This window comes from Hydrogenophaga sp. FW305-3-2-15-A-LB1, from assembly GCF_058787875.1.
In genome coordinates this window covers 31,037-50,418 of the sequence record NZ_JBYTAE010000023.1, presented here as the reverse complement: position 1 = coordinate 50,418, position 19,382 = coordinate 31,037, and the positions used below count along the sequence as shown (strand labels likewise).

Annotated in this window: 18 protein-coding genes; 10 read left to right on the top strand and 8 right to left on the bottom strand. The window is 68.7% G+C overall.

Annotated elements, in window-relative coordinates; all coding sequences use genetic code 11:
* Nucleotides 1-160 precede the first annotated feature (160 nt).
* Nucleotides 161-829, top strand: a complete 669-nt coding sequence (locus AC3WPZ_RS09315) for a helix-turn-helix transcriptional regulator (RefSeq protein WP_291111076.1) — start codon at nucleotides 161-163, stop codon at nucleotides 827-829.
* 67 nt (nucleotides 830-896) lie between these two features.
* The gene (locus tag AC3WPZ_RS09310; RefSeq protein WP_382154122.1) at nucleotides 897-1,667 is read left to right on the top strand and encodes a type III pantothenate kinase; all 771 of its coding nucleotides are present in this window, start codon (nucleotides 897-899) and stop codon (nucleotides 1,665-1,667) included.
* Nucleotide 1,668: 1 nt separating this feature from the next.
* Here AC3WPZ_RS09310 and AC3WPZ_RS09305 read toward each other — a convergent pair whose 3' ends face one another.
* On the bottom strand, nucleotides 1,669-3,102 hold the full coding sequence (locus AC3WPZ_RS09305) for a wax ester/triacylglycerol synthase family O-acyltransferase (RefSeq protein WP_492439316.1): 1,434 nt from the start codon (nucleotides 3,100-3,102) through the stop codon (nucleotides 1,669-1,671).
* A 304-nt stretch (nucleotides 3,103-3,406) separates the two neighbouring features.
* Here AC3WPZ_RS09305 and AC3WPZ_RS09300 point away from each other — a divergent pair, with 304 nt between their 5' ends.
* Nucleotides 3,407-3,661, top strand: coding sequence for an acyl-CoA-binding protein (locus AC3WPZ_RS09300; RefSeq protein ID WP_382154125.1), 255 nt, complete (start codon nucleotides 3,407-3,409; stop codon nucleotides 3,659-3,661).
* 99 nt (nucleotides 3,662-3,760) lie between these two features.
* On the opposite strand, the gene AC3WPZ_RS09295 is transcribed toward AC3WPZ_RS09300, so the two are convergent.
* From AC3WPZ_RS09295 to AC3WPZ_RS09285, 3 genes are read right to left on the bottom strand one after another with little or no spacing between them, the layout of a single operon-like run.
* Nucleotides 3,761-4,096: a polyhydroxyalkanoic acid system family protein gene (locus AC3WPZ_RS09295; RefSeq protein WP_382154128.1), complete on the bottom strand. Its 336-nt coding sequence runs from the start codon at nucleotides 4,094-4,096 to the stop codon at nucleotides 3,761-3,763.
* 36 nt (nucleotides 4,097-4,132) lie between these two features.
* Entirely contained in the window at nucleotides 4,133-5,221 is a 1,089-nt protein-coding gene (locus AC3WPZ_RS09290) for an aminopeptidase (RefSeq protein WP_492439305.1), read from the bottom strand.
* A complete protein-coding gene (locus tag AC3WPZ_RS09285) occupies nucleotides 5,221-7,287 on the bottom strand; it encodes a molybdopterin-containing oxidoreductase family protein (RefSeq protein WP_444687433.1) in 2,067 nt (688 codons plus the stop codon). The genes AC3WPZ_RS09290 and AC3WPZ_RS09285 overlap by 1 nt, the downstream gene beginning before the upstream one ends.
* A 182-nt stretch (nucleotides 7,288-7,469) precedes the next feature.
* Here AC3WPZ_RS09285 and AC3WPZ_RS09280 point away from each other — a divergent pair, with 182 nt between their 5' ends.
* The 3 genes from AC3WPZ_RS09280 to AC3WPZ_RS09270 all read left to right on the top strand — a co-directional run bounded on the left by AC3WPZ_RS09280 (nucleotide 7,470) and on the right by AC3WPZ_RS09270 (nucleotide 11,057).
* Nucleotides 7,470-8,621 carry an ABC transporter substrate-binding protein gene (locus AC3WPZ_RS09280; protein WP_492439303.1) on the top strand — a complete coding sequence of 384 codons (1,152 nt, stop codon included), beginning with the start codon at nucleotides 7,470-7,472 and terminating at the stop codon, nucleotides 8,619-8,621.
* Nucleotides 8,622-8,742: 121 nt separating this feature from the next.
* Nucleotides 8,743-9,960, top strand: a complete 1,218-nt coding sequence (locus AC3WPZ_RS09275) for a M20 aminoacylase family protein (RefSeq protein ID WP_382321943.1) — start codon at nucleotides 8,743-8,745, stop codon at nucleotides 9,958-9,960.
* Nucleotides 9,957-11,057 (top strand): M14 family metallopeptidase, encoded by a 1,101-nt coding sequence (locus AC3WPZ_RS09270; RefSeq protein WP_492439301.1) that lies wholly within the window; start codon nucleotides 9,957-9,959, stop codon nucleotides 11,055-11,057. Before AC3WPZ_RS09275 ends, AC3WPZ_RS09270 begins: the two co-directional genes overlap by 4 nt.
* Here the strand turns inward: AC3WPZ_RS09270 and AC3WPZ_RS09265 are convergent, their stop codons facing one another.
* The 4 genes from AC3WPZ_RS09265 to AC3WPZ_RS09250 form a co-directional block, all read right to left on the bottom strand.
* Nucleotides 11,058-11,831 carry a tetratricopeptide repeat protein gene (locus AC3WPZ_RS09265; RefSeq protein WP_492434089.1) on the bottom strand — a complete coding sequence of 258 codons (774 nt, stop codon included), beginning with the start codon at nucleotides 11,829-11,831 and terminating at the stop codon, nucleotides 11,058-11,060.
* A gap of 22 nt (nucleotides 11,832-11,853) precedes the next feature.
* The gene (locus AC3WPZ_RS09260) at nucleotides 11,854-12,513 is read right to left on the bottom strand and encodes a TetR/AcrR family transcriptional regulator (protein WP_291111097.1); all 660 of its coding nucleotides are present in this window, start codon (nucleotides 12,511-12,513) and stop codon (nucleotides 11,854-11,856) included.
* A gap of 12 nt (nucleotides 12,514-12,525) precedes the next feature.
* The gene (locus AC3WPZ_RS09255) at nucleotides 12,526-13,773 is read right to left on the bottom strand and encodes a patatin-like phospholipase family protein (RefSeq protein ID WP_444687430.1); all 1,248 of its coding nucleotides are present in this window, start codon (nucleotides 13,771-13,773) and stop codon (nucleotides 12,526-12,528) included.
* 120 nt (nucleotides 13,774-13,893) lie between these two features.
* Nucleotides 13,894-14,421: a phasin family protein gene (locus tag AC3WPZ_RS09250; protein WP_382154151.1), complete on the bottom strand. Its 528-nt coding sequence runs from the start codon at nucleotides 14,419-14,421 to the stop codon at nucleotides 13,894-13,896.
* A gap of 212 nt (nucleotides 14,422-14,633) precedes the next feature.
* Here AC3WPZ_RS09250 and AC3WPZ_RS09245 point away from each other — a divergent pair, with 212 nt between their 5' ends.
* The 4 genes from AC3WPZ_RS09245 (at nucleotide 14,634) to AC3WPZ_RS09230 (ending at nucleotide 19,347) form a co-directional block, all read left to right on the top strand.
* A complete protein-coding gene (locus AC3WPZ_RS09245; protein WP_444687429.1) occupies nucleotides 14,634-16,619 on the top strand; it encodes an SDR family oxidoreductase in 1,986 nt (661 codons plus the stop codon).
* 154 nt (nucleotides 16,620-16,773) lie between these two features.
* Nucleotides 16,774-17,673: an acetylglutamate kinase gene (argB, locus tag AC3WPZ_RS09240; protein ID WP_382321935.1), complete on the top strand. Its 900-nt coding sequence runs from the start codon at nucleotides 16,774-16,776 to the stop codon at nucleotides 17,671-17,673.
* Between the two features lie 116 nt (nucleotides 17,674-17,789).
* The gene (slmA, locus tag AC3WPZ_RS09235) at nucleotides 17,790-18,485 is read left to right on the top strand and encodes a nucleoid occlusion factor SlmA (protein WP_382321933.1); all 696 of its coding nucleotides are present in this window, start codon (nucleotides 17,790-17,792) and stop codon (nucleotides 18,483-18,485) included.
* A 154-nt stretch (nucleotides 18,486-18,639) separates the two neighbouring features.
* On the top strand, nucleotides 18,640-19,347 hold the full coding sequence (locus tag AC3WPZ_RS09230; RefSeq protein WP_444687428.1) for a TetR/AcrR family transcriptional regulator: 708 nt from the start codon (nucleotides 18,640-18,642) through the stop codon (nucleotides 19,345-19,347).
* Nucleotides 19,348-19,382: the final 35 nt, after the last annotated feature.

The following is a 19,382-nucleotide window of genomic DNA, read 5'->3' as shown; positions in this document are numbered from 1 at the left end:
CAACCTCGTCCAGCACCCACCGCCACATGCGGGCTTTGGCGCTGAGCATCCACAACCGGTCAAAAGACAATATGCACTCCTTCGATCGCCAAACACCTGTGGCGCGTGACTCCCATCCTGATTCATCAGGCATTGTGTATGCAACAGGGTGTTATCAACCATGACCCTGCCTGTCAACTTTGACAGTGTCGGGCTGGACGGTATTCTGGCCGACTGGGTCTGCGCGCTGCGCGATCAAGGGGTGGACGCCGTGCTGGTTCTTGGTCCGAACCCCCTGGGTGGGCGGGATCAGCGCGAGGTGCTGGCGGTGCATCCCCCCCGGCTGGTGGGGGCCGCCGAGGCCTTGGCCGAAAGCCGGGACTTCGGCGCGGGCTGGCGCGACAGCGATGCGCCGCTGGTGGCCTGGCAGGACATTTCCAAATCCTCGTTCGAACAGTCGAGCCGTTGGCGCCGCCTGTGGCTGGCGCACGGCTACCAGACACTGGTGCGCGTGGCCTTCAGCCTGCCGGCGGGCCGTGCCTTCGAGTGTTTCATGTTCAGCCCACGGGCCTTTGCCGACCGCTCCGAGGCGGCGGTGCTGGCCTGGTCGGCCTTCAACGTGTGGCCCATGTTGCGACGCACCATCGCCGAACAGCGCGTGGGCCTGAGCCCGCGCGAACTCGAAAGCCTCAACCTGGCCTTCGAAGGTCTGACCGCGCGCGAGACCGCGTTGCGCATGGACTGCTCCGAGCGCACGGTGAATTACCACCTCGCCAACGCGATGTCCAAGTTGCAGACCGACAACAAGCTGGCCGCCGTGCAGCGCGCCTGTTGGATCGGACTGATCTGAACCCGCCCACCGCGCCCCATGCTGCACTGCGGCAATCCGGGCACGGTGGCTTGGTCATAATCCGCGCATGACTTTTCTGGCCCTGGACGTAGGGAACACCCGCCTCAAGTGGGCCCTTTACGACGCGCCACGCGTGGGGGCCACGCTGTTGGCCAGCGGTGCGCAGTTTCTGGAAAACATCGAAACCCTGGAAGACGGCGACTGGCGCCACCTGCCCGCCCCGCAATGGGTGCTGGGTTGTGTGGTCGCTGGCGACGCGGTCAAGCGGCGGGTCGGCGAGCAGCTCGAGCTGTGGGACGTGACGCCGCACTGGGTCGTGTCCAGCAGCGCCGAAGCGGGGTTGGTCAACGGCTACGACCACCCGGCCCGGCTGGGGTCGGACCGTTGGGTGGCCATGATCGGTGCGCGCCAGCGGCTGCTCGCCCGGGGCCCTGCGAAGCCCTGCGTGGTGGTGATGGTGGGCACGGCCGTCACGGTCGAGGCCATCGACACCGAGGGGCGCTTCCTGGGCGGCATCATTCTGCCCGGCCACGGCATCATGCTGCGCGCGCTGGAGTCGGGCACGGCGGGTCTGCATGTGCCCACCGGCGAGGTTTGCGACTTTCCCACCAACACCAGCGACGCGCTCACCAGCGGCGGCACCTTCGCCATTGCCGGTGCGGTGCAGCGCATGGTGGAGAACTTGCGGCGCCATTGCGGCGAGCAGCCGGTCTGCATCATGACCGGGGGCGCGGGCTGGAAGATGGCGCCCAGCATGTCCACCGAGGTGGAGCTGGTGGAAAGCCTGATCTTCGACGGCCTGCTCGAAATCGCCGACCGACGCCTGGCCTTGGTCTGAACTAGTCCTTGGCCTCGCCCCAGGGCAGCATCAGCGTCAGTGTCAGCAGCCGGGCGAACTCCGGCTCGAAGCGGTCGATGATCTGCTGCGGGTCCGGGCACAGCTGGGTGTCGGCGATCACGCCGAACTGCACGCCCCCGCCATAGCTCAGGATCGACACGCCCAGGCCCACGGTGCCGGTCTGCGGCACCCAGAACATGGTCTGCTCCAGCGTGGCGCCGCACACTTTGAGCTTGGCTGCTGGCCCCGGCACGTTGGTCATCACCGCCGTGGTCTTGCGGCCGAACAGGCTGAGCATGGCGTCCTGCGCCGGCTTGATCAGCAGCCCCGCCACCGAGAGCAGGCCGAAGGTTAGCAGCGGCTGCAGGCTGCCCTTGAGGTTGTTCATGCGCGCGCGCACCGCGAACACGCGCTCGATCGGGTTGTCCAGGCCGATGGGCAGCACCAGGGGCACGAGGCCGAAGCGGTTGCCCAGTTTCCAGGCGTCTTCCATCGGGCGCAGGTTGATCGGCACCATGGCTCGGATTTCCTTGCCGCCGGTGTCGTCGCCCAGACCGCGCAGGTAGGCGCCGATGGCGCCGGCCACGCAGCCCAGCAGCACGTCGTTGACCGAGCAGTTCATGGCCTTGCCGATGGCCTTGACCTCGTCCAGCGGGATGGGCTCGCACCAGGCCACGCGCTTGGTGCGGCCGGGCTGGCCCTTGAGCCGGGTCGGCGAGTCGTCGGGCATCAGCGCCAGCGAGGCCAGGTCGCTGGCGAGCTGGCCGCCCATGCGCGCGAGGTCCACCGCCTGGCCCAGCGTGTCGCTCAGGCTCTGCTGCGGAGCGGCAAGCATGGAGAGCGATTTCGCCGCGCCACCGCCAGCGGCTTCCAATGCCTTGGCCGTGATGTCGCCAAAGGGCCGGATCAGCGTGTCGGCCAGCCAGTCCTCGGCGCCGTCCAGGCCGATCTTCGGGGGCTTGCGGCGCTGGCGCTCGGGGGGCGCGCCGCCGCCATCGACCAAGCTCATCATCACGCTGATGAGCGCGATGCCGTCGGCGATGCAGTGGTGGATGCGCGCGATCAGGGCCGAACCACCGTCGTAGCGCTCGATCAGTTCGAAGCGCCAGAGCGGGTGCTCGGGGTCCAGCGCCTGCATGGCGAGGTCGCCCACGCGGTCCTGCAGCGCGTCCTGCTCGGTCTGGCCGGGCCGGCGTTTGAGCTTGTGCGTGACGATGTGCCGATCGATCTGGAAATCCGGGTCCTTGGACCAGTGCGCGCCGGCGGCGTCCTCGCGCGCGATCTGCACGAAGCGCGGGTAGGGCAGCAGGCGTTCGCGCACGCGTTCCTTCAAGGCATCCGGCGTGAGGCCGGGGCGCAGGATCCAGACGCCCACGATCATCATCAGGTTCGACGGCGAGTCCATGCGCAGCCAGGCGGTGTCCACCTTGCTCATGCGCTCGCCTTCCATGCCCAGGGTGCTCGCCAGCGCCTGCTGGACCGAGGCGCTCGCGCCCCGCACGAGGGCCACCGGGGATTTGGCGGTGGCGGGCGGGCGCGCTGCGGAAGGGCCGGGCCGGGCGGCGACGCGTTGAACCATGGATGCTCCTCGGGTGCGTGAACCAGGCCGCTGAAAGGCCGGTGCCGCGGGTCTTGGGGTTGTGGCTCTATTGTGCAGACAGACCAAACCGTAAGATAGCGGGACAGCCCTAAGCCCGGCCGACCCGCGCCGGGCGTTTCATTTCAAACCAGGAGCATTCATGGCCGATCTCAAGTCCCGTTTCGACGCCGCGGTGGCGAATTCCAAGAACCTGAGCGAGCGCCCCGACAACGCCACGCTGCTCAAGATCTATGCGCTGTACAAGCAGGCTACCACCGGCGACAACGCCGAGAAGAAGCCCGGTTTCGGCGACATGGTGGGCCGCGCCAAGTGGGACGCCTGGAACGGCCTCAAGGGCACGGGCAGTGAGGACGCGATGCAGCAGTACGTCGACCTCATCGAAGAATTGAGCTGACCCCCCGCGCCGCCTTCGGCGTCACCCCCTTCAAGGGGGCGCGCCTGGCGGCCCGGCAAAGCCGGTTCCGCGGGTGCCCTGGAGGAAAACGAAGCCGGCTCAGCCGGCTTTCTTCTTTTTGGCCGCCGCCTTGGCGGCCGGCTTCCTGGCCGCCAGCAGCGTGTCGAGGTTCTTCACGATCTCGCTTTCGATGCGGTCCTTGAACGCACCGAGCAGAAAGCCCAGGCGGGCGTCCAGTTCGAAACGCTCGCCCGACACCTTGAGCGTGCCGCTGACGCCCGAGCGCGTGAACTGCACCTCGTCGCAGCCATCGCCTTCCTCGTAGGTGCAGCTCATGTCGAACTCGTTCTCGGCCTGCTCGGCCCAGCGCCAGGCCAGCTTGCGCGCGGCGGGCAGGCCCAGGGCGTGTTCGCGTTCGATGTGGATGTCTGCCATGGCTTGCCTCGTGTGTGGGTGGTGTGGTTGCCGGGGTCAGGGGTGGCGGGCCACCTGGGGCGCGCCGGCGGGTGCCAGGCGGCGCAACTGCGCTTGCCGTTCTTCCTTGGGCAGCGCGGCCAGGGTGCGAACCGCATCATAGAACCGCGCGAAGTCCCGCCCCTCGTGCTCGAACAAGGCCTCGAAGGCCGGGACCAGGCCGTCGTAGGCTGCCTGGGCCGCGAAGCTCGCGTTGTTGGCCTGGGCCACGAAGGGGTCGTAGCCGGCGAAGCCACCCCAGCCGCGCTTGAGGTCTTGGTAGCTGCGGTGGAAGCCGGTCATGGCGGTGGCCTTGCGCCGCGCCTTCTCGGCGTCGTCGATCGTGGTGTCCCGGTAGATGTCCTGCAATTGCTGGCGCACGGAGAAGGTGAGCGAGCGGAAGGCGCGCCGGCGCTGGTCGAACACCGCGTAGTCGGCGCGCGCCTGCTCGCTTGCCTGGGTCGCCAGCCAGCGCGCACCGCCCAGCCGTTCCACGCTGGTGGCGAAAGCCTCGTTGAACTCGGTGTCGCCCCGGGCATAGGCCACCTGGTGCGCGAGTTCGTGGAAGACGATGCGGGCCAGCTCGCCTTCCGGGTAGCCGATGAAGGTGTTGAGCAAGGGGTCGCCGCCGGCCCAGTTCATCCAGCCCAGGGTGGAGTAGGCGGGCACGGGGTAGACCACGACCTCCAGGTCGGCGGGCAGGGTGCGGGCGAAGGCGCGCGCGTCGGCCTCGTCGAAGTAGCCCCGGTAGCCCACGCAGCCGGCGACCGGGAAACACCAGGTCTGCAGTGTGAGCGAGAGCGCGGGCGCGGCGACCACGTTGTAGACCGCGGCGCGGCGCTGCAGGTCGGCGTAGCGGTGGTAGCTGGCGTTGTCGGGCAGGGCGAGCTCGGTGACGGCGAAGGCGCGGATGCGCCGGGCCAGCGCCAACCGTTCCTTGAGGCGCTCCGGCGCCTGGGCGTCGGCCAGCCAGTCGTCCACCGGGCGGGCGGCCTGCATCAGCCGCAGGTGGCCGGTGACCGACTGCCAGTAATAGCCCACGCCGGTGGTGCTGGCGCAGCCTGCGCCCAGCAGGGCGAGGGCCATGAGCGCCAGGCCGCGCCGCATCAGGCGCCCTCGGGCAGGGTCGCCACTTCGACCAGGCAGTCGTAGAACACCGGGCCGCCGCCCATGTCGGTGAGGCGCTGGCTCGTGACCTCGTTGACGTTGGTGCCGAAGGGCCCGAGCTTGCGCCACCAGATGCCCAGGCCGTTGACCACGCCGGGACGGGCCCGTTTGGACACGCTGGCCTTGCAGCGGTATTCGCCGCGCTGGTTGAACACGCGCACCATCTGGCCGCTGGCGATGCCGCGCGCGGCGGCGTCGTCGGCGTGGATTTCCAGCAGAGGCTCGCCCTCGATGTCGCGCAGGCTGGTCACGTTGACGAAGCTGGAGTTGAGGAAGTTGCGCGCGGGCGGCGAGATCATGGCGAGCGGGAACTGGGTCGAGCTGCCGAAGGCCTCGAAGTTGGGCAGGTGGTCGGGCAGGCCATCCTCGCCCTTGGCCGCCAGCCGCGCGCTGTGGAACTCGCAGCGGCCCGAGGCAGTGGGGAATTGCCCATCGGCAAACGGGGCCTCGGGCAGGTTCAGCGTGGCAAAGCCCTGGTCCAGCAGCTGCTGGAAGTCCACCGCGTCGCCGAAGGCGGTGCGGCACAGCGTGAGGTCGTCGTCGGCGAAACACGGTTCGTCGAAGCCCAGGCGCGCGGCCAGCGCGCGAAAGATGTCGGTGTTGGTGCGGGCCTGGCCGACCGGGGCGATGGCGGGCCGGTTGAGCAGCACGTCGGTATGGCCGTAGCTGGTGTGGATGTCCCAGTGCTCCAGCTGCGTGGTGGCCGGCAGGATGTAGTCGGCGAGGTCGGCGGTGTCGGTCTGGAAATGCTCCAGCACCACGGTGAACAGGTCTTCGCGCTCGAAGCCCTGCACCACCTTGCCGGACTCCGGCGCCACCGCCACCGGGTTGCTGTTGTAGACGATCACGGCCTCGACCTTCGGGCCGAAGCCGGGCGAGGTCTCGCGCAGCAGGTCGTCGCCGATGGTGCTCATGTTGATCGTGCGCGCCGCGCGCCCGGCCAGCAGGTCGGGCCGCTGCAGGGCCGCGCGCTGCACGGGGAAGTGGCCCGAGGCCGAGAGCAGCAGGCCGCCGGCCGGGTCGCGCCAGGCGCCCACCAGGGCGGGCAGGCAGGCGATGGCGCGCACCGCGTTGCCGCCGCCGCGCACGCGCTGCATGCCGTAGTTGAGGCGGATCGCCGCCGGTTTCGTGGTGCCGTAGGCGCGCGCCAGGTCCACGATCTGCTGCACCGGCACGCCGCAGACCTCGGCGGCGCGCTCGGGCGGCCATTGCAGGGCGCGTTCGCGCAGGCCTTCCCAGCCCAGGGTGTGGCGTTCGATGTAGCCGTGGTCCAGCCAGCCGTGGGTGATGAGCTGGTGCATCAGCGCCAGCGCCAGCGCGGCGTCGGTGCCGGGGCGCAGGGCGATGTGTTCGTGGCACTTGTCGGCCGTTTCGGTGCGGCGCGGGTCGATGCAGACCAGGCGCGCGCCCTCGCGCTTGGCCTGTTGCGCCAGCCGCCAGAAGTGCAGGTTGCTGCCGATCGAGTTGCTGCCCCAGATCAGGATCAGCTTGGAGCGCGCGAAGTGCTCGACCTTCATGCCGACCTTGCCGCCCAGCGTCTGCACCAGGCCTTCGCCGCCCGCCGAGGCGCAGATCGTGCGGTCGAGCAGGGACGCGCCCAGGCGGTGGAAGAAGCGCCCGGCCATGGCCTCGCCCTGCACCAGGCCCATGGTGCCGGCGTAGCTGTAGGGCAGGATGGCCTGCGGGTCGCGCGCGGCGATGGCCTGCAGGCGTTGCGCGATGTCGTCGAGCGCTTCGTCCCAGCCCACCGGCTCGAAGCGGCCGCTGCCCTTGGGGCCGCTGCGCCTGAGCGGGGTGAGCAGGCGCTCGGGGTGGTAGCTGCGCTCGGCGTAGCGCGAGACCTTGGTGCACAGGGCGCCGTCGGTGTGGCGGTGCGCCGGGTTGCCCTGCACGCGCAGGGCCACGCCGTTCTCCACCGTGGTGACCAGGGCGCAGGTGTCGGGGCAGTCGTGCGGGCAGGCGCCGCGCACCTGTTGCGGTTCCGGGGTGGTCGTGAGGGGTGTCATGGGGCGATGGTGTGGCAGCCGTTCATGATATTCGCGCCCCCATGTCCTTGCCGGTCGCACTTGCGTGCACTCGCTCACGCGGCCCCCGTTCATCGGCGACGAAATGCAGGCCGAAAGCCTTACTTTCGCCGGGGATTTGGCCTACGCTGCGGAACACGTTTACGCGGTTGGGGGAACGGATCATGCGACGCAGAGACATGCTTGGACACGCGGGCCGCCTGGCCCTCTGGCCCACCCTGGGCGGGGTGGCGCTCGCCGCCCGGGCGCAGTCGGTGGGCATCAGCGACACCCGCATCGTGCTGGGGCAGTCGGCCCCGTTCAGCGGGGCGTCCGAACAATTGGGCCTGCAGTTCTACCTGGGCGCGCAGCTGTTTTTCGAGGCCCTGAACCAGAAGGGCGGCGTGCAGGGCCGGCGCATCGAGTTGCGGCGCCTGGACGATGGCGACGATCCCGATCGCTGCGCGGCCAACACCCGGCAATTCCTGAGCGAAGGCGTGTTCGCGCTGTTCGGCTACATCGGCACGCTCACCAGCGCGGCGGCCCTGCCCCTGGCCACCGAAGCGAAGCTGCCGTTCTTCGCGCCCGCCAGCGGGGCCGAAGCCTTGCGCGTGCCCTTCAACCGCTATGCCATTCATGTGCGCGCCTCTTACCAGGACGAGACTGCGGCCATCGTGCGCCAGATCACCGGCACCGGCATCAAGAAGATCGCCGTGTTCCATCAGAACGATGCCTATGGCCAAGCTGGTCTGGAGGGCGTGGCGCGCGCGCTCCAGGCGCAGAACCTGTCGCCCGTGGCGCTGGGCACCGTCGAACGCCATTCGGTGGACGTGGTGAAAGCGGTCGACGAGATCCTGGCCCATCGGCCCGAGGCCATCGTGCAGATCGGTGTCTACAAGGCCTGTGCGGTCTTCGTCCGCCTGGCGCGCGGCCGGGGCTACACCGGCAACTTCTACAACGTCTCCGTGGTCGGCACGCAGGCCCTGCTCGATGAACTCGGCGCGATGGCCAAGGGCGTGCTGGTCAGCCAGGTCATGCCCTTTCCCTACACGCCGGTCACGCCCATTGCCAGCGAGTACCTCGCCGCGGTCAAGGCCCGGCCGGGCCTGGTGCCCAACCATTCCAGCATGGAGGGCTACGTCGCGGCCAAGGTGTTCAGCGAAGCCGCGCAGCGCGCCGGGCGCAACCTCACGCGCGAGGGCTTCATCCACGCCGTCCAGGGCTTGCGCAACCTCGATCTGGGTGGTTTTCCGGTGGATTTCGGGCCCAACAAGCACACCGGCTCGCGCTTCGTCGAGATGACCCTGCTCACCGAAGACGGCCGCATCCGGCGCTGAGCCCGCCAGGGGATCCCCCTGAACGCACTCGGTTGTCGCCCCGGGGGCCATCGTGGTCCCCTGCCTTGGGTACCATGGCCCCTTTGAACAGGTGCCCCGAGGGGTATCGAGAGGGTTCCCCATGAAGCTGATTGACTCCATCCTGACCCAGGCGGCCAGCATCGCCGCCGTGCGACGCGACATCCACGCCCACCCCGAGCTCTGTTTCCAGGAAGTGCGCACCGCCGACGTGGTGGCGCAGAAACTCACCGACTGGGGCATTCCGGTGCACCGGGGCCTGGGCACCACCGGCGTGGTGGGCATCGTGCACGGCCGCGACGGCGGCCAAAGCGGGCGCGCCATCGGCCTGCGCGCCGACATGGACGCCCTGCCCATGCAGGAGCACAACACCTTCGCGCACGCCAGCCAGCACGCCGGCAAGATGCACGCCTGCGGCCACGACGGCCACGTCGCCATGCTGCTGGCCGCGGCGCAGCATTTCGCGAAACACCGCAACTTCGACGGCACGGTCTACCTGATCTTCCAGCCGGCCGAAGAGGGCGGCGGCGGCGCGCGCGAGATGATCAAAGACGGGCTGTTCGAGCAGTTCCCGGTCGAGGCCGTGTTCGGCATGCACAACTGGCCTGGCCTGCCCGTGGGCACCTTCGCCGCGAGCGCCGGCCCGGTGATGGCGTCGAGCAACGAGTTCCACATCGTCATCCGCGGCAAGGGCTCGCACGCCGCGCTGCCGCACAACGGCATCGACCCGGTGCCCGTGGCCTGCCAGATGGTGCAGGCCTTCCAGACCATCATCACGCGCAACAAGAAGCCGGTGGACGCCGGCGTGATCTCGGTCACCATGATCCACACCGGCGAGGCCACCAACGTGGTGCCCGACAGCTGCGAGATCCAGGGGACGGTGCGCACCTTCACCTACGAGGTACTCGACCTGATCGAGCGCCGCATGCAGGAGATCGCCGAGCACACCTGCGCGGCCTTCGGCGCCACGGTGGAGTTCAAGTTCCATCGCAACTACCCGCCCACCATCAACCACCCGGCCGAGACCGCGTTCGCGCGCGAGGTGATGGCCGAGATCGTCGGTGCGGACCACGTGCTGGAGCAGGAGCCCACCATGGGCGCGGAAGATTTCGCCTACATGCTGCAGGAAAAGCCGGGCTGCTACGCCTTCATCGCCAACGGCGACGGCGCGCACCGCGAGATGGGTCATGGCGGCGGCCCCTGCATGCTGCACAACCCGAGCTACGACTTCAACGACGACCTGATCCCGCTGGGGGCGACCTTCTGGGTGCGACTGGCCGAAAAGTGGCTGGGCCAGGCACGCACCGGAGGTGCCGCTTGATCTCGCCCCAGGACGCCTTTTCCTCTTCCTACGCCCGCGCCCGGGTGCGCTTCCTCGAAGGCGCGGCGGCCGCCGGCATGGCGATCACCAGCCACAACCACCCGCTGCCGGGCCGCGACGGCGAGACGCTCGCGATGGACGTGGCGCTCGACGGCTCGCCTGATGCAGAGCGCCTGCTGATCGTGAGCAGCGCCTGCCATGGGGTCGAGGGTTACTGCGGCTCGGGCGTGCAGGTGTTCGCCACGCACGACGCCGACTGGCGCGAACACGCGCGCTCGGCCGGTGTGGCCGTGCTCTACATCCACGCGCTCAACCCGCACGGCTTCTCGTGGGTGCGCCGCGTGACGAACGAGAACGTGGACCTCAACCGCAACTTCCAGGACTTCAGCAAGGCGCTGCCGCAGAACCCGGCCTACGCCGAGTTGCACGGCTTGCTGCTGCCCGCGCAGTGGCCGCCGACGGCGCAGAACGAGGCCGCGATCCAGGCCTGGATCGCCGAGCACGGCCTCCCGCGTTTCCAGGCAGCGGTGACGCAGGGCCAGCACGCGTTCGCCGACGGCTTGTTCTTTGGCGGCACCGCCGCGACCTGGAGCAACCAGACGCTGCGCGCGGTGCTTCGCCGGCACGGCCGCCAGGCCCGGCGCCTCGGATGGATCGACCTGCACACCGGCCTGGGACCCACGGGGCTGGGCGAGCGCATCTTCGCCTGCGCCGACGATGCGGCCGCGCTCCAGCGCGCGCGGGCCTGGTGGGGCGGGGATGGCAAGACTCCCGTGACCTCGATCTACGACGGCTCGTCCACCTCGGCCTTGCTCACCGGCCTGATGTGGTGCGCGGCGTACGAAGAGTGCCCGCAGGCCGAGTACACCGGCATCGCCATGGAGTACGGCACGGTGCCCGTGACCGAGGTGATCGACGCGCTGCGCGGCGACCACTGGCAGCACCTCCATCCGGAGGCACCGGCCGAGCTGCGCGCCGCGATCAAGGCACGCACGCTGGCCGCGTTCTACGTGGACACCGACGAGTGGAAGGCGCAGATCGTGGCGCAGGCGCGGCAGGCCCTGTTCCAGGCGGTCGACGGCCTGTCGGCCGGCTGATCAGCTGTCCAGCGCCACCCGCGCCGACGCGACGTACAGGCGCTCCATCGCGTCCTGCGGCTCGATGGCCGCCGCGCGATCGAGCAGCCGGTTCGCCTCGGGCAGCGCGTCGATGCCTTCCAGCATGACCAGGCCGTTGGCGTACTCGGTCAGCGTCACGACCGAATCCGGGTTGAGCGCCATCGCCTTCTGGTACAGCGACAGGCCGGTCGCCTTGTTGGCGCCGTAGGTCATGCCGCCGACCATGCTGCCCACCTTGTCGATCACCTCGGCGTGGAACGCGGCCAGGGTGAGGTGGGCATCGGCGTGGTGCGGGCAGCGCGAGATCGTCGTCTCCAGCGCGTGGCGGATGCGCACGCCCAGGCCCTGCGTGAGTGCCTTGGCCACGCTGATACCCTGGCTGTAGCGCCCCAGCGCGTAGGCCTGCCAGTACCAGGCCCCGGTGTGGTCGGCCTGCCGGCGTTGCAGGGCTTCGGCCCGGGCCGCGGCCTCGAGCAGCAGGTCCTGGCGGACCTGCTCGCGCGCCTCCAGATAGTTGGCGTAGATGCAGGTGGCCTTGTTGGCCACGTTCATGCCCGCGTCGCCCAAGGCCAGGCCGGCCTCGGCCGCGCGCTGGAACTCGCCGTTGTGGAACAGCACCCAGGCCTGCACCACGGCCGACTCCTCGGGCCAGGGTTCGGCATCGCCGCGATGCAGCCGGCTCCAGAGCGCCTTGAGGCGGTCGGCGTCCAATGGGGTGTGGCCTGCGGAGGGAAAGGGTTTCCAATCGGCCATGGTGGATTCTCCCGGGAGGTGTTCAGGACTGGGGACCGTAGGCGCCGGTGAGCGTCATGAGGTGTTGCCGCTGCGTGGCTTCCAGGTAGGGCGCCAGCAGGTTGAGCACGTGGTGTGCGCCGCGCAGCAGGGCCTGCTGCGCGTTGTCGGGCTCCAGGGCGTTGCGCGGGTCGCGCACGTACTCGAAGCTCAGCCAGTAGGTGAGCACCACCACCATGCTGGTGGCGGTGGGTTCGCTCTCGCGCGCGTCGATGCTCACCGCGCCGTGGCGGCTCATGCCGTCGAGCAGGTGGCGGATCGCGCGCGACTTGTTTTTCAGCACGGTCTGGAAACGGGTTTCCAGCAGGCGGTTCTTCGAGAGCAGGTCGTTGAGGTCGCGGTAGAGAAAGCGGTACTCCCAGATGATTTCGAACAGCGAGTGCAGGAAGAACCAGGCGTCCTCCACGTTGCGCACGCCTTCGCTGGCGCTGAGCAGTTCACCGAGCGAGCGCTCGTAGCGCTCGAACAGCGAGTTGATCAGCTCGTCCTTGGCCGGGTAGTGGTAATACAGGTTGCCCGGGCTGATGCCGAGCTCGGCCGAGATCAGGGTGGTGGAGACGTTGGGTTCGCCGAAGCGGTTGAACAGCTCCAGCGTCACCTCCAGGATGCGCTCGGCGGTGCGTCGCGGGGCTTTCTTGGCCATGGCGCGGCGCTTTCAGCGGCTGTGGGCGGGCGCGGCGGGACCTTCGAGGTGCCGCTGCAGGTCATCCAGCGTGGCGTGCAGCCGCGCGGCCAGGGTGGTGCGTGCCGGTGGGGTGCGCGCGGCACCCAGCAGGCGCCGCTGCGGGTCGCGCAGCGCGGCCAGGTCCAGCGTGACACCATGGCGCGCCAGCTGCGGCCCCAGCTCGGCCTGCCGGTCCAGCAGCATGCGGCGGGTCTGCTGGTAGGCGTGCTCCGCGATCTCGCGGCGCTGGCGGTAGCTGAAGGTGTTGGCGAAGAACAGCGTGGCGTCGCGCTGGTCGGGTTCGATCAGCACGATGTCGGTGCCGGGGTAGGCGCGCTCGTAGTGCTTGAGGCCCAGCGCCAGCCGCGAATGGATCATCGAGCGGAAGGTCTGGCTCATCACCGCGGGCAGGCCGCCCTCGACCAGCGAGGGAATGCGCCGGCCGTCGTGCAGGCTGGGGTTGGTGTGGAAGGGCACCAGCGGGTTCAGGCACAGCAGCAGGTCGGTGCCTTCGTCCAGCGCCACGGTGGCGTGCAGCGTTTTCTTGAGCGCGCCGTCCACGTAGTGCTGGCCGCCGATCTCCACCGGCGGGAACAGACCGGGCAGGGCCGCGCTGGCCTGGATGGCGCGCGAGATCGGCACGTGGTCCCAGCCCGGGCGGCCGAAGGGCGCGGCGTCGCCGGTGTCGAGCTGCGTGGCCACCAGGGTCAGGCGCGCGCGCAGCTCGCGAAAGTCGTTGCTGCGCCCCGGCTGGCTGAACAGGCGCTGAATCTGCTGGTGGATGCCCTCGTTGTCGAGCACACCGGTGGGCAGCGCCGCGCCCACGCGTTCGAGCGCGTGGGTGAAGGGCTTGCGGTGAACGCCCCAGGCCCACAAGGCGCTGCCGATCAGGCGCGGCAGGCGCTGCAGCCGGTCACCGAACTCGCCCCAGGCGGGCTTGAGCAACCAGGACGGGTCGAAGTTGTCGTCGCCCGGCCGGTCTTCGATGAAGGCCTCGCACAGCTGGCGCGGGCGGATGCCGTTGGCCAGGCCGGCGGCGATGAACCCGCCGGCGGACACGCCGACGTAGTGCTCGCAGTCGTTGAGGTCCAGGCCCGGAAGGGTGTCGTCCAGCGCGCACAGCGCGCCGATTTCGTAGATCGCCCCGAGCGGCCCGCCACCGGCCAGGGCCAGGGCGATGCGGGGACGGCGCGACTTCTGCGGGGCCGGTCGTTGGGAGGCTTTGCGGGACGTCGTCATGCGTTTGAGTGTAGACCGCGAAGCGCGGCGAAACTGCTGCGTTGCAGCATGCGGCGCGGACGCGAAAAGGGGGCGTCATGCGCCCCCTGGTTCTTCGTGCCGTGGCCGGCCCGCATCGGCTCAGGCCGCCTTGCGCGGGGCCTTGCGCGCGGCCGCCTTCTTGGCGGGAGCGGCCTTCTTGGCCGGTGCGGCCTTGCGCGCCGCGGTCTTGGCCGGGGCCTTGCCGCTCAGGCCTTGCACGTGGCGGTTGAGCGCGTCGATGCGTTCGATCAGCGCTTCCACATCGCGCGCCGAGGGCACGCCCAGCTTGTTCAGCGCCTTGGCCACGCGCTCTTCGAAGATGTTTTCCAGCTTGTCCCACTGGCCGGTGGCCTTGGACGAGATGTCGGCGGCCATGCTGCTCACGCGGTTGGTCGCTTCGGAAATGCGTTCCTCGGCCACGGCCTGCGTCTTGCGCTGGATGGACAGGCCTTCCTTCACGAGCGACTCGAAGGCCTTGCCGCCTTCTTCCTGCGCCTTGGAGAACGCACCCAGGCCGGCCAGCCAGATCTGCTGCGCGGAATCCTTGATGGCACCCGACAGCGGGGAGTTGAAGCCCGCGGCGGTGGGCTTGGCGGCGCTGCCGGCTTTCTGGATTTTCTTGACCATGGGGATGCTCCTGGAGGGGTTGGAAAAACGGGGAGGGCGAACGGGCCGCCGCAACGATGGGCCACTGTACGGCCCGCGCGCCGGGCGTGTGTAGGGGCGCAAGACTAAACCCCACACGGGTTTTTGCGGAAGGCGGGGGCCCCCGACCTGGTCAAGAATGGCGGGCACACTGCGCCCCTCTTTCTTTGATCCAACCGCTTCAGGAGACCTTCATGCATTACTTCGTCACCGGTGCCACCGGCTTCATTGGCAAACGCCTGGTGGCCAAGCTGCTGCAGCGCAAGGGCGCGGTGGTGCATTTCCTGATCCGTCAGGAGAGCGAAGGCAAGGTGGCGGGGTTGCGCGAGTACTGGGGCGTGAGCGCATCGCGCGCGGTGCCGGTGTTCGGCGACCTCACGGCCAAGAAGCTGGGCGTGTCGGCCGACGACGTGAAGGCGCTCAAGGGCCAGGTCGACCACTTCTTCCACCTCGCCGCCGTGTACGACCTGGAAGCCGATGAGGAAAGCCAGATCGCGGTCAACGTGGACGGCACGCGCAACACGGTCGAATTCGCCAAGGCGATCGGCGCGGGCCACTTCCACCACGTCTCGTCGATCGCGGCCGCCGGCCTGTACGAAGGCGTGTTCCGCGAGGACATGTTCGAGGAGGCCGAGAACTACGACCACCCCTACTTCATGACCAAGCACGAGAGCGAGAAGATCGTGCGCAAGGAATGCAAGGTGCCGTGGAGCGTGTACCGGCCGGCCGCCGTGGTGGGCGACTCGCGCACCGGCGAGATGGACAAGATCGACGGGCCCTACTACTTCTTCAAGCTGATCCAGCGCATGCGCCAGATCCTGCCGCCCTGGATGCCCAGCGTGGGCCTGGAGGGCGGGCGCATCAACATCGTGCCGGTCGATTTCGTGGTCGATTCGCTCGACCACATCGCCCACCAGAAGCGCGGCAGCGGCGCCTGCTTCCACCTGGTCGACCCGATGGGCTACCGCGTCGGCGACGTGCTCGACATCCTGAGCAAGGCCGCGCATGCGCCCAAGATGAACCTGTTCGTCAACGCCGCGCTGATGGGCTTCATCCCCAAGAGCGTGAAGAAGGGGCTGATGGCGCTGGCGCCGGTGCGCCGGGTCTACAAGGCCGTCATGCAGGACCTCGGCCTGCCCGAGGACATGATGACCTTCGTCAACTACCCCACGCGCTTCGACTGCCGCGAGACGCTGGCCGCGCTCAAGGGCAGCGGCATCGAATGCCCCAACCTCAAGGACTACGCCTGGCGCCTGTGGGACTACTGGGAGCGCCACCTCGACCCCGACCTGCACATCGACCGCAGCCTCAAGGGCACGGTGGCGGGCAAGGTGGTGCTGGTCACGGGCGGCAGCTCGGGCATCGGCCTGGCGGCGGCGCACAAGTTCGCCGAGGCGGGCGCCGTCACCATCATCTGCGGGCGTGACCAGGACAAGCTCGACGAGGCCTGCAAGGAGGCCAAGGACAAGGGCTACCAGTTCATCGCCTACCCGGCCGACATCGCCGACATGGCCGACGCCGACCGGTTCGTGCAGCTGCTGATCCAGAACCACGGCGGCGTGGACTTCCTGATCAACAACGCCGGCCGCTCGATCCGCCGCGCCATCGAAGGCAGCTACGACCGCTTCCACGACTTCGAGCGCACCATGCAGCTCAACTACTTCGGCTGCCTGCGCGTGACCATGGGTTTTCTGCCGGGCATGGTGGCCAAGCGCAAGGGCCACGTGGTCAACATCAGTTCCATCGGCGTGCTCACCAACGCGCCGCGTTTCTCGGCTTACGTGGCCAGCAAGTCCGCGCTGGACGCCTGGACGCGATGCGCCTCCAGCGAGTTCGCCGACCAGGGCATCACCTTCACCACCATCAACATGCCGCTGGTGCGCACGCCCATGATCGCGCCCACCAAGATCTACCAGAACGTGCCCACGCTGGCGCCCGAAGAGGCGGCCGACATGATCGCGCAGGCCTGCATCTTCAAGCCGGTGCGCATCGCCACGCGCCTGGGCGTCACCGGCCAGGTGATGCACGCGCTGGTGCCGCGCGTGGCGCAGATCGTGATGAACACCAGCTTCCGCATGTTCCCGGACTCGTCGGCGGCCAAGGGCGAGAAGGGCGCGAAGCCGCAGCTGTCACCCGAAGCGGTGGCGATGCAGCAGATGATGCGAGGAATCCATTTCTAGCCCCCGCCGCGCTGCGCGCGACCCCCTTGCAGGGGGCAATGCCTGTGGCCCGGCAAAGCCGGTTCCGCGGCATTTCTGGATTGGAGACAGGCAAGCGGGGCGTGTCATGCGCCGGCCCTAGAATTTCGCTTTTGCCCGCATAGCAGGAACCCGCATGACCGAGCCCTCCGACATCACCTCCATTGCACCGCGCGACAAGGCCGAGATCCTGGCGCAGGCGCTGCCGTACATCCGCAAGTACCACGGCAAGACCATGGTCATCAAGTACGGCGGCAATGCCATGACCGACCCGGCCCTGCAGCAGGATTTCGCCGAGGACGTGGTGCTGCTCAAGCTGGTCGGCATCAACCCGGTGGTGGTGCACGGCGGCGGCCCGCAGATCGAGACGCTGCTCAAGCGCCTGGGCAAGCAGGGCCAGTTCATCCAGGGCATGCGCGTGACCGACCCGGAAACCATGGAAGTGGTGGAGTGGGTGCTGGCCGGCGAGGTGCAGCAGGACATCGTGGGCCTGATCAACCAGGCCGGCGGCAAGGCCGTGGGCCTGACCGGGCGCGACGGCGCCATGATCCGCGCGCAGAAGCTGCGCATGACCGATCAGAAGGACCCGAACCTGGAGCACGACGTCGGCCAGGTGGGCGACATCGTCAGCATCGACCCTTCCGTGGTCAAGGCGCTGCAGGACGACCAGTTCATCCCCGTCGTCAGCCCGATCGGCTTCGGCGAGCAGAACGAGAGCTACAACATCAACGCCGACGTGGTGGCCGCCAAGCTGGCCACCGTGCTGCAGGCCGAGAAGCTGCTGATGCTCACCAACATCCGCGGCGTGCTCGACAAGGACATGCGCCTGCTCACCGAACTCACGCCGCGCCAGATCGACGACCTGGTGGAGGATGGGACCATCTCCGGCGGCATGATCCCCAAGATCGCCGGCGCGCTGGACGCGGCCAAGAGCGGTGTGAACGCGGTGCACATCATCGATGGCCGCGTGCCGCACGCCCTGCTGCTGGAGGTGCTCGGCAACGAGCCCTTCGGCACCATGATCCGCTCGCACTGAGGGCCGTTGCCGCACGATCGAGGCGGTCACTCACTGTCTGCCAACCACGCGGTTGCACTGAGAAAGAAGTCACCTCGCTGTGCGAGAATCGCCGAAACCTCACGGATCGCCCGCCCATGACATCCAACGCCCCTGAGTCCCCCACCCCGGAAGACAAAGCCGCGCGCGAAGCCGCCGAGGCCATCGAGGCGGCGGCGCATGCCGATGGGGGTGGTGGACGCAAGCGGCCCAAACCCGGCGAGCGCCGGGTGCAGATCCTCGAAGCCCTGGCGACCATGCTGCAGCAGCCCGGCGCCGAGCGCATCACCACCGCCGCCCTGGCCGCCAAGCTGGAGGTGAGCGAGGCCGCGCTGTACCGCCATTTCGCCAGCAAGGCCCAGATGTTCGAAGGCCTGATCGAGTTCATCGAGCAGTCGGTGTTCGGCCTCATCAACCAGCTGGGCGAACGCGAAGCCGACGCCAACGTGCGCTCGCGCAAGCTCGTCACCCTGCTGCTGCAGTTCGGCGAAAAGAACCCCGGCATGACGCGCGTGATGGTCGGTGACGCGCTGGTGTTCGAGAACGAGCGCCTGCAGCAGCGCATGAACCTGTTCTTCGACAAGATCGAAGCCGCGCTGCGCCAGAACCTGCGCGAAACCTCGCTGGTGGCCGGTGCCGCCACGCCCACGGTCGATGCCCAGGCCGATGCCTCGGTCATCACCGCCTTCTGCGTCGGGCGCCTGCAACGGTTCGCGCGCAGCGGCTTCAAGCGCTCGCCCAGCGAAAGCCTGGAGCACAGCCTCGCGCTGTTGCTCCCCATCGTTCGCCACTGAAACACGGCATTTAGGGCGCAGCCCCTAAACAAAGGTCACACAAAACGCCGGTGGTTTGCACCGAAGCCCGGTTTTGCGGTAAAAATAGAACGACCGTTCGTATTTATTCGGACGGTCGTTTTTTTGAGCCCTCATCCAACCAGGACCGACCCCCATGAGCGTCACACCCACTGCCCGCCGCGCGCGCGCCGACGCCCCGGCCCACAAGCCCTTGCAGAAGGGCCAGCAGACCAAGGCCGCCATCGTCGATGCCGCGCTCGGCCTGGCCACGCAGATCGGCCTGGAAGGTCTGTCCATCGGCGCGCTGGCCGAGGTCATGCAGATGAGCAAGTCCGGCGTGTTCGCCCATTTCGGCTCGCGCGAGGAACTGCAGATCTCGGTGGTGCGCGAGTACCACACGCGTTTCGAGGACGAGGTGTTCTACCCCGCCATGGTCGCGCCGCGCGGGTTGCCGCGCCTGCGCAAGCTGTTCGACAACTGGATGAAGCGCACCTCGGTCGAGATCGATTCGGGCTGCATCTACATCAGTGGCGCGGTCGAGTTCGACGACCGGCCCGGCCCGGTGCGCGACGCGCTGGCCAGCTCGGTCAACACCTGGCTCTCGGCCATGCGCCGCGCGGTCGAGATCGCGATCGAGGAAGGCCACCTGGCGGCCGACACCGACGCGTCACAGATGGCGTTTGAAATCCACGCACAGATCCTCGCGCTGCACTACGAAGCCCGTTTCCTGCGCAGCCCCGATTCGGTGCGCCGCGCGCTGCAGGCGTTCGAGGGCATCGTGGAACGCTACAGCCACGCCCCCGGTGACGCCCCCGCGCGCGCCCGCAAATCCCCGGTGCCTGCGCGCAAGCCGCAGGGCTGATCCCTTTCGCCTTTTCACAAACCCAGCACAGGAGT

Bases quoted from the DNA above. Each gene is read 5' to 3' on its own strand.
- AC3WPZ_RS09315 (WP_291111076.1), top strand. From the start codon at position 161: ATGACCCTGCCTGTCAACTTTGACAGTGTCGGGCTGGACGGTATTCTG.
- AC3WPZ_RS09310 (WP_382154122.1), top strand. From the start codon at position 897: ATGACTTTTCTGGCCCTGGACGTAGGGAACACCCGCCTCAAGTGGGCC.
- AC3WPZ_RS09305 (WP_492439316.1), bottom strand. From the start codon at position 3,102: ATGAGCAAGGTGGACACCGCCTGGCTGCGCATGGACTCGCCGTCGAAC.
- AC3WPZ_RS09300 (WP_382154125.1), top strand. From the start codon at position 3,407: ATGGCCGATCTCAAGTCCCGTTTCGACGCCGCGGTGGCGAATTCCAAG.
- AC3WPZ_RS09295 (WP_382154128.1), bottom strand. From the start codon at position 4,096: ATGGCAGACATCCACATCGAACGCGAACACGCCCTGGGCCTGCCCGCC.
- AC3WPZ_RS09290 (WP_492439305.1), bottom strand. From the start codon at position 5,221: ATGCGGCGCGGCCTGGCGCTCATGGCCCTCGCCCTGCTGGGCGCAGGC.
- AC3WPZ_RS09285 (WP_444687433.1), bottom strand. From the start codon at position 7,287: ATGACACCCCTCACGACCACCCCGGAACCGCAACAGGTGCGCGGCGCC.
- AC3WPZ_RS09280 (WP_492439303.1), top strand. From the start codon at position 7,470: ATGCGACGCAGAGACATGCTTGGACACGCGGGCCGCCTGGCCCTCTGG.
- AC3WPZ_RS09275 (WP_382321943.1), top strand. From the start codon at position 8,743: ATGAAGCTGATTGACTCCATCCTGACCCAGGCGGCCAGCATCGCCGCC.
- AC3WPZ_RS09265 (WP_492434089.1), bottom strand. From the start codon at position 11,831: ATGGCCGATTGGAAACCCTTTCCCTCCGCAGGCCACACCCCATTGGAC.
- AC3WPZ_RS09260 (WP_291111097.1), bottom strand. From the start codon at position 12,513: ATGGCCAAGAAAGCCCCGCGACGCACCGCCGAGCGCATCCTGGAGGTG.
- AC3WPZ_RS09255 (WP_444687430.1), bottom strand. From the start codon at position 13,773: ATGACGACGTCCCGCAAAGCCTCCCAACGACCGGCCCCGCAGAAGTCG.
- AC3WPZ_RS09250 (WP_382154151.1), bottom strand. From the start codon at position 14,421: ATGGTCAAGAAAATCCAGAAAGCCGGCAGCGCCGCCAAGCCCACCGCC.
- AC3WPZ_RS09245 (WP_444687429.1), top strand. From the start codon at position 14,634: ATGCATTACTTCGTCACCGGTGCCACCGGCTTCATTGGCAAACGCCTG.
- argB (WP_382321935.1), top strand. From the start codon at position 16,774: ATGACCGAGCCCTCCGACATCACCTCCATTGCACCGCGCGACAAGGCC.
- slmA (WP_382321933.1), top strand. From the start codon at position 17,790: ATGACATCCAACGCCCCTGAGTCCCCCACCCCGGAAGACAAAGCCGCG.
- AC3WPZ_RS09230 (WP_444687428.1), top strand. From the start codon at position 18,640: ATGAGCGTCACACCCACTGCCCGCCGCGCGCGCGCCGACGCCCCGGCC.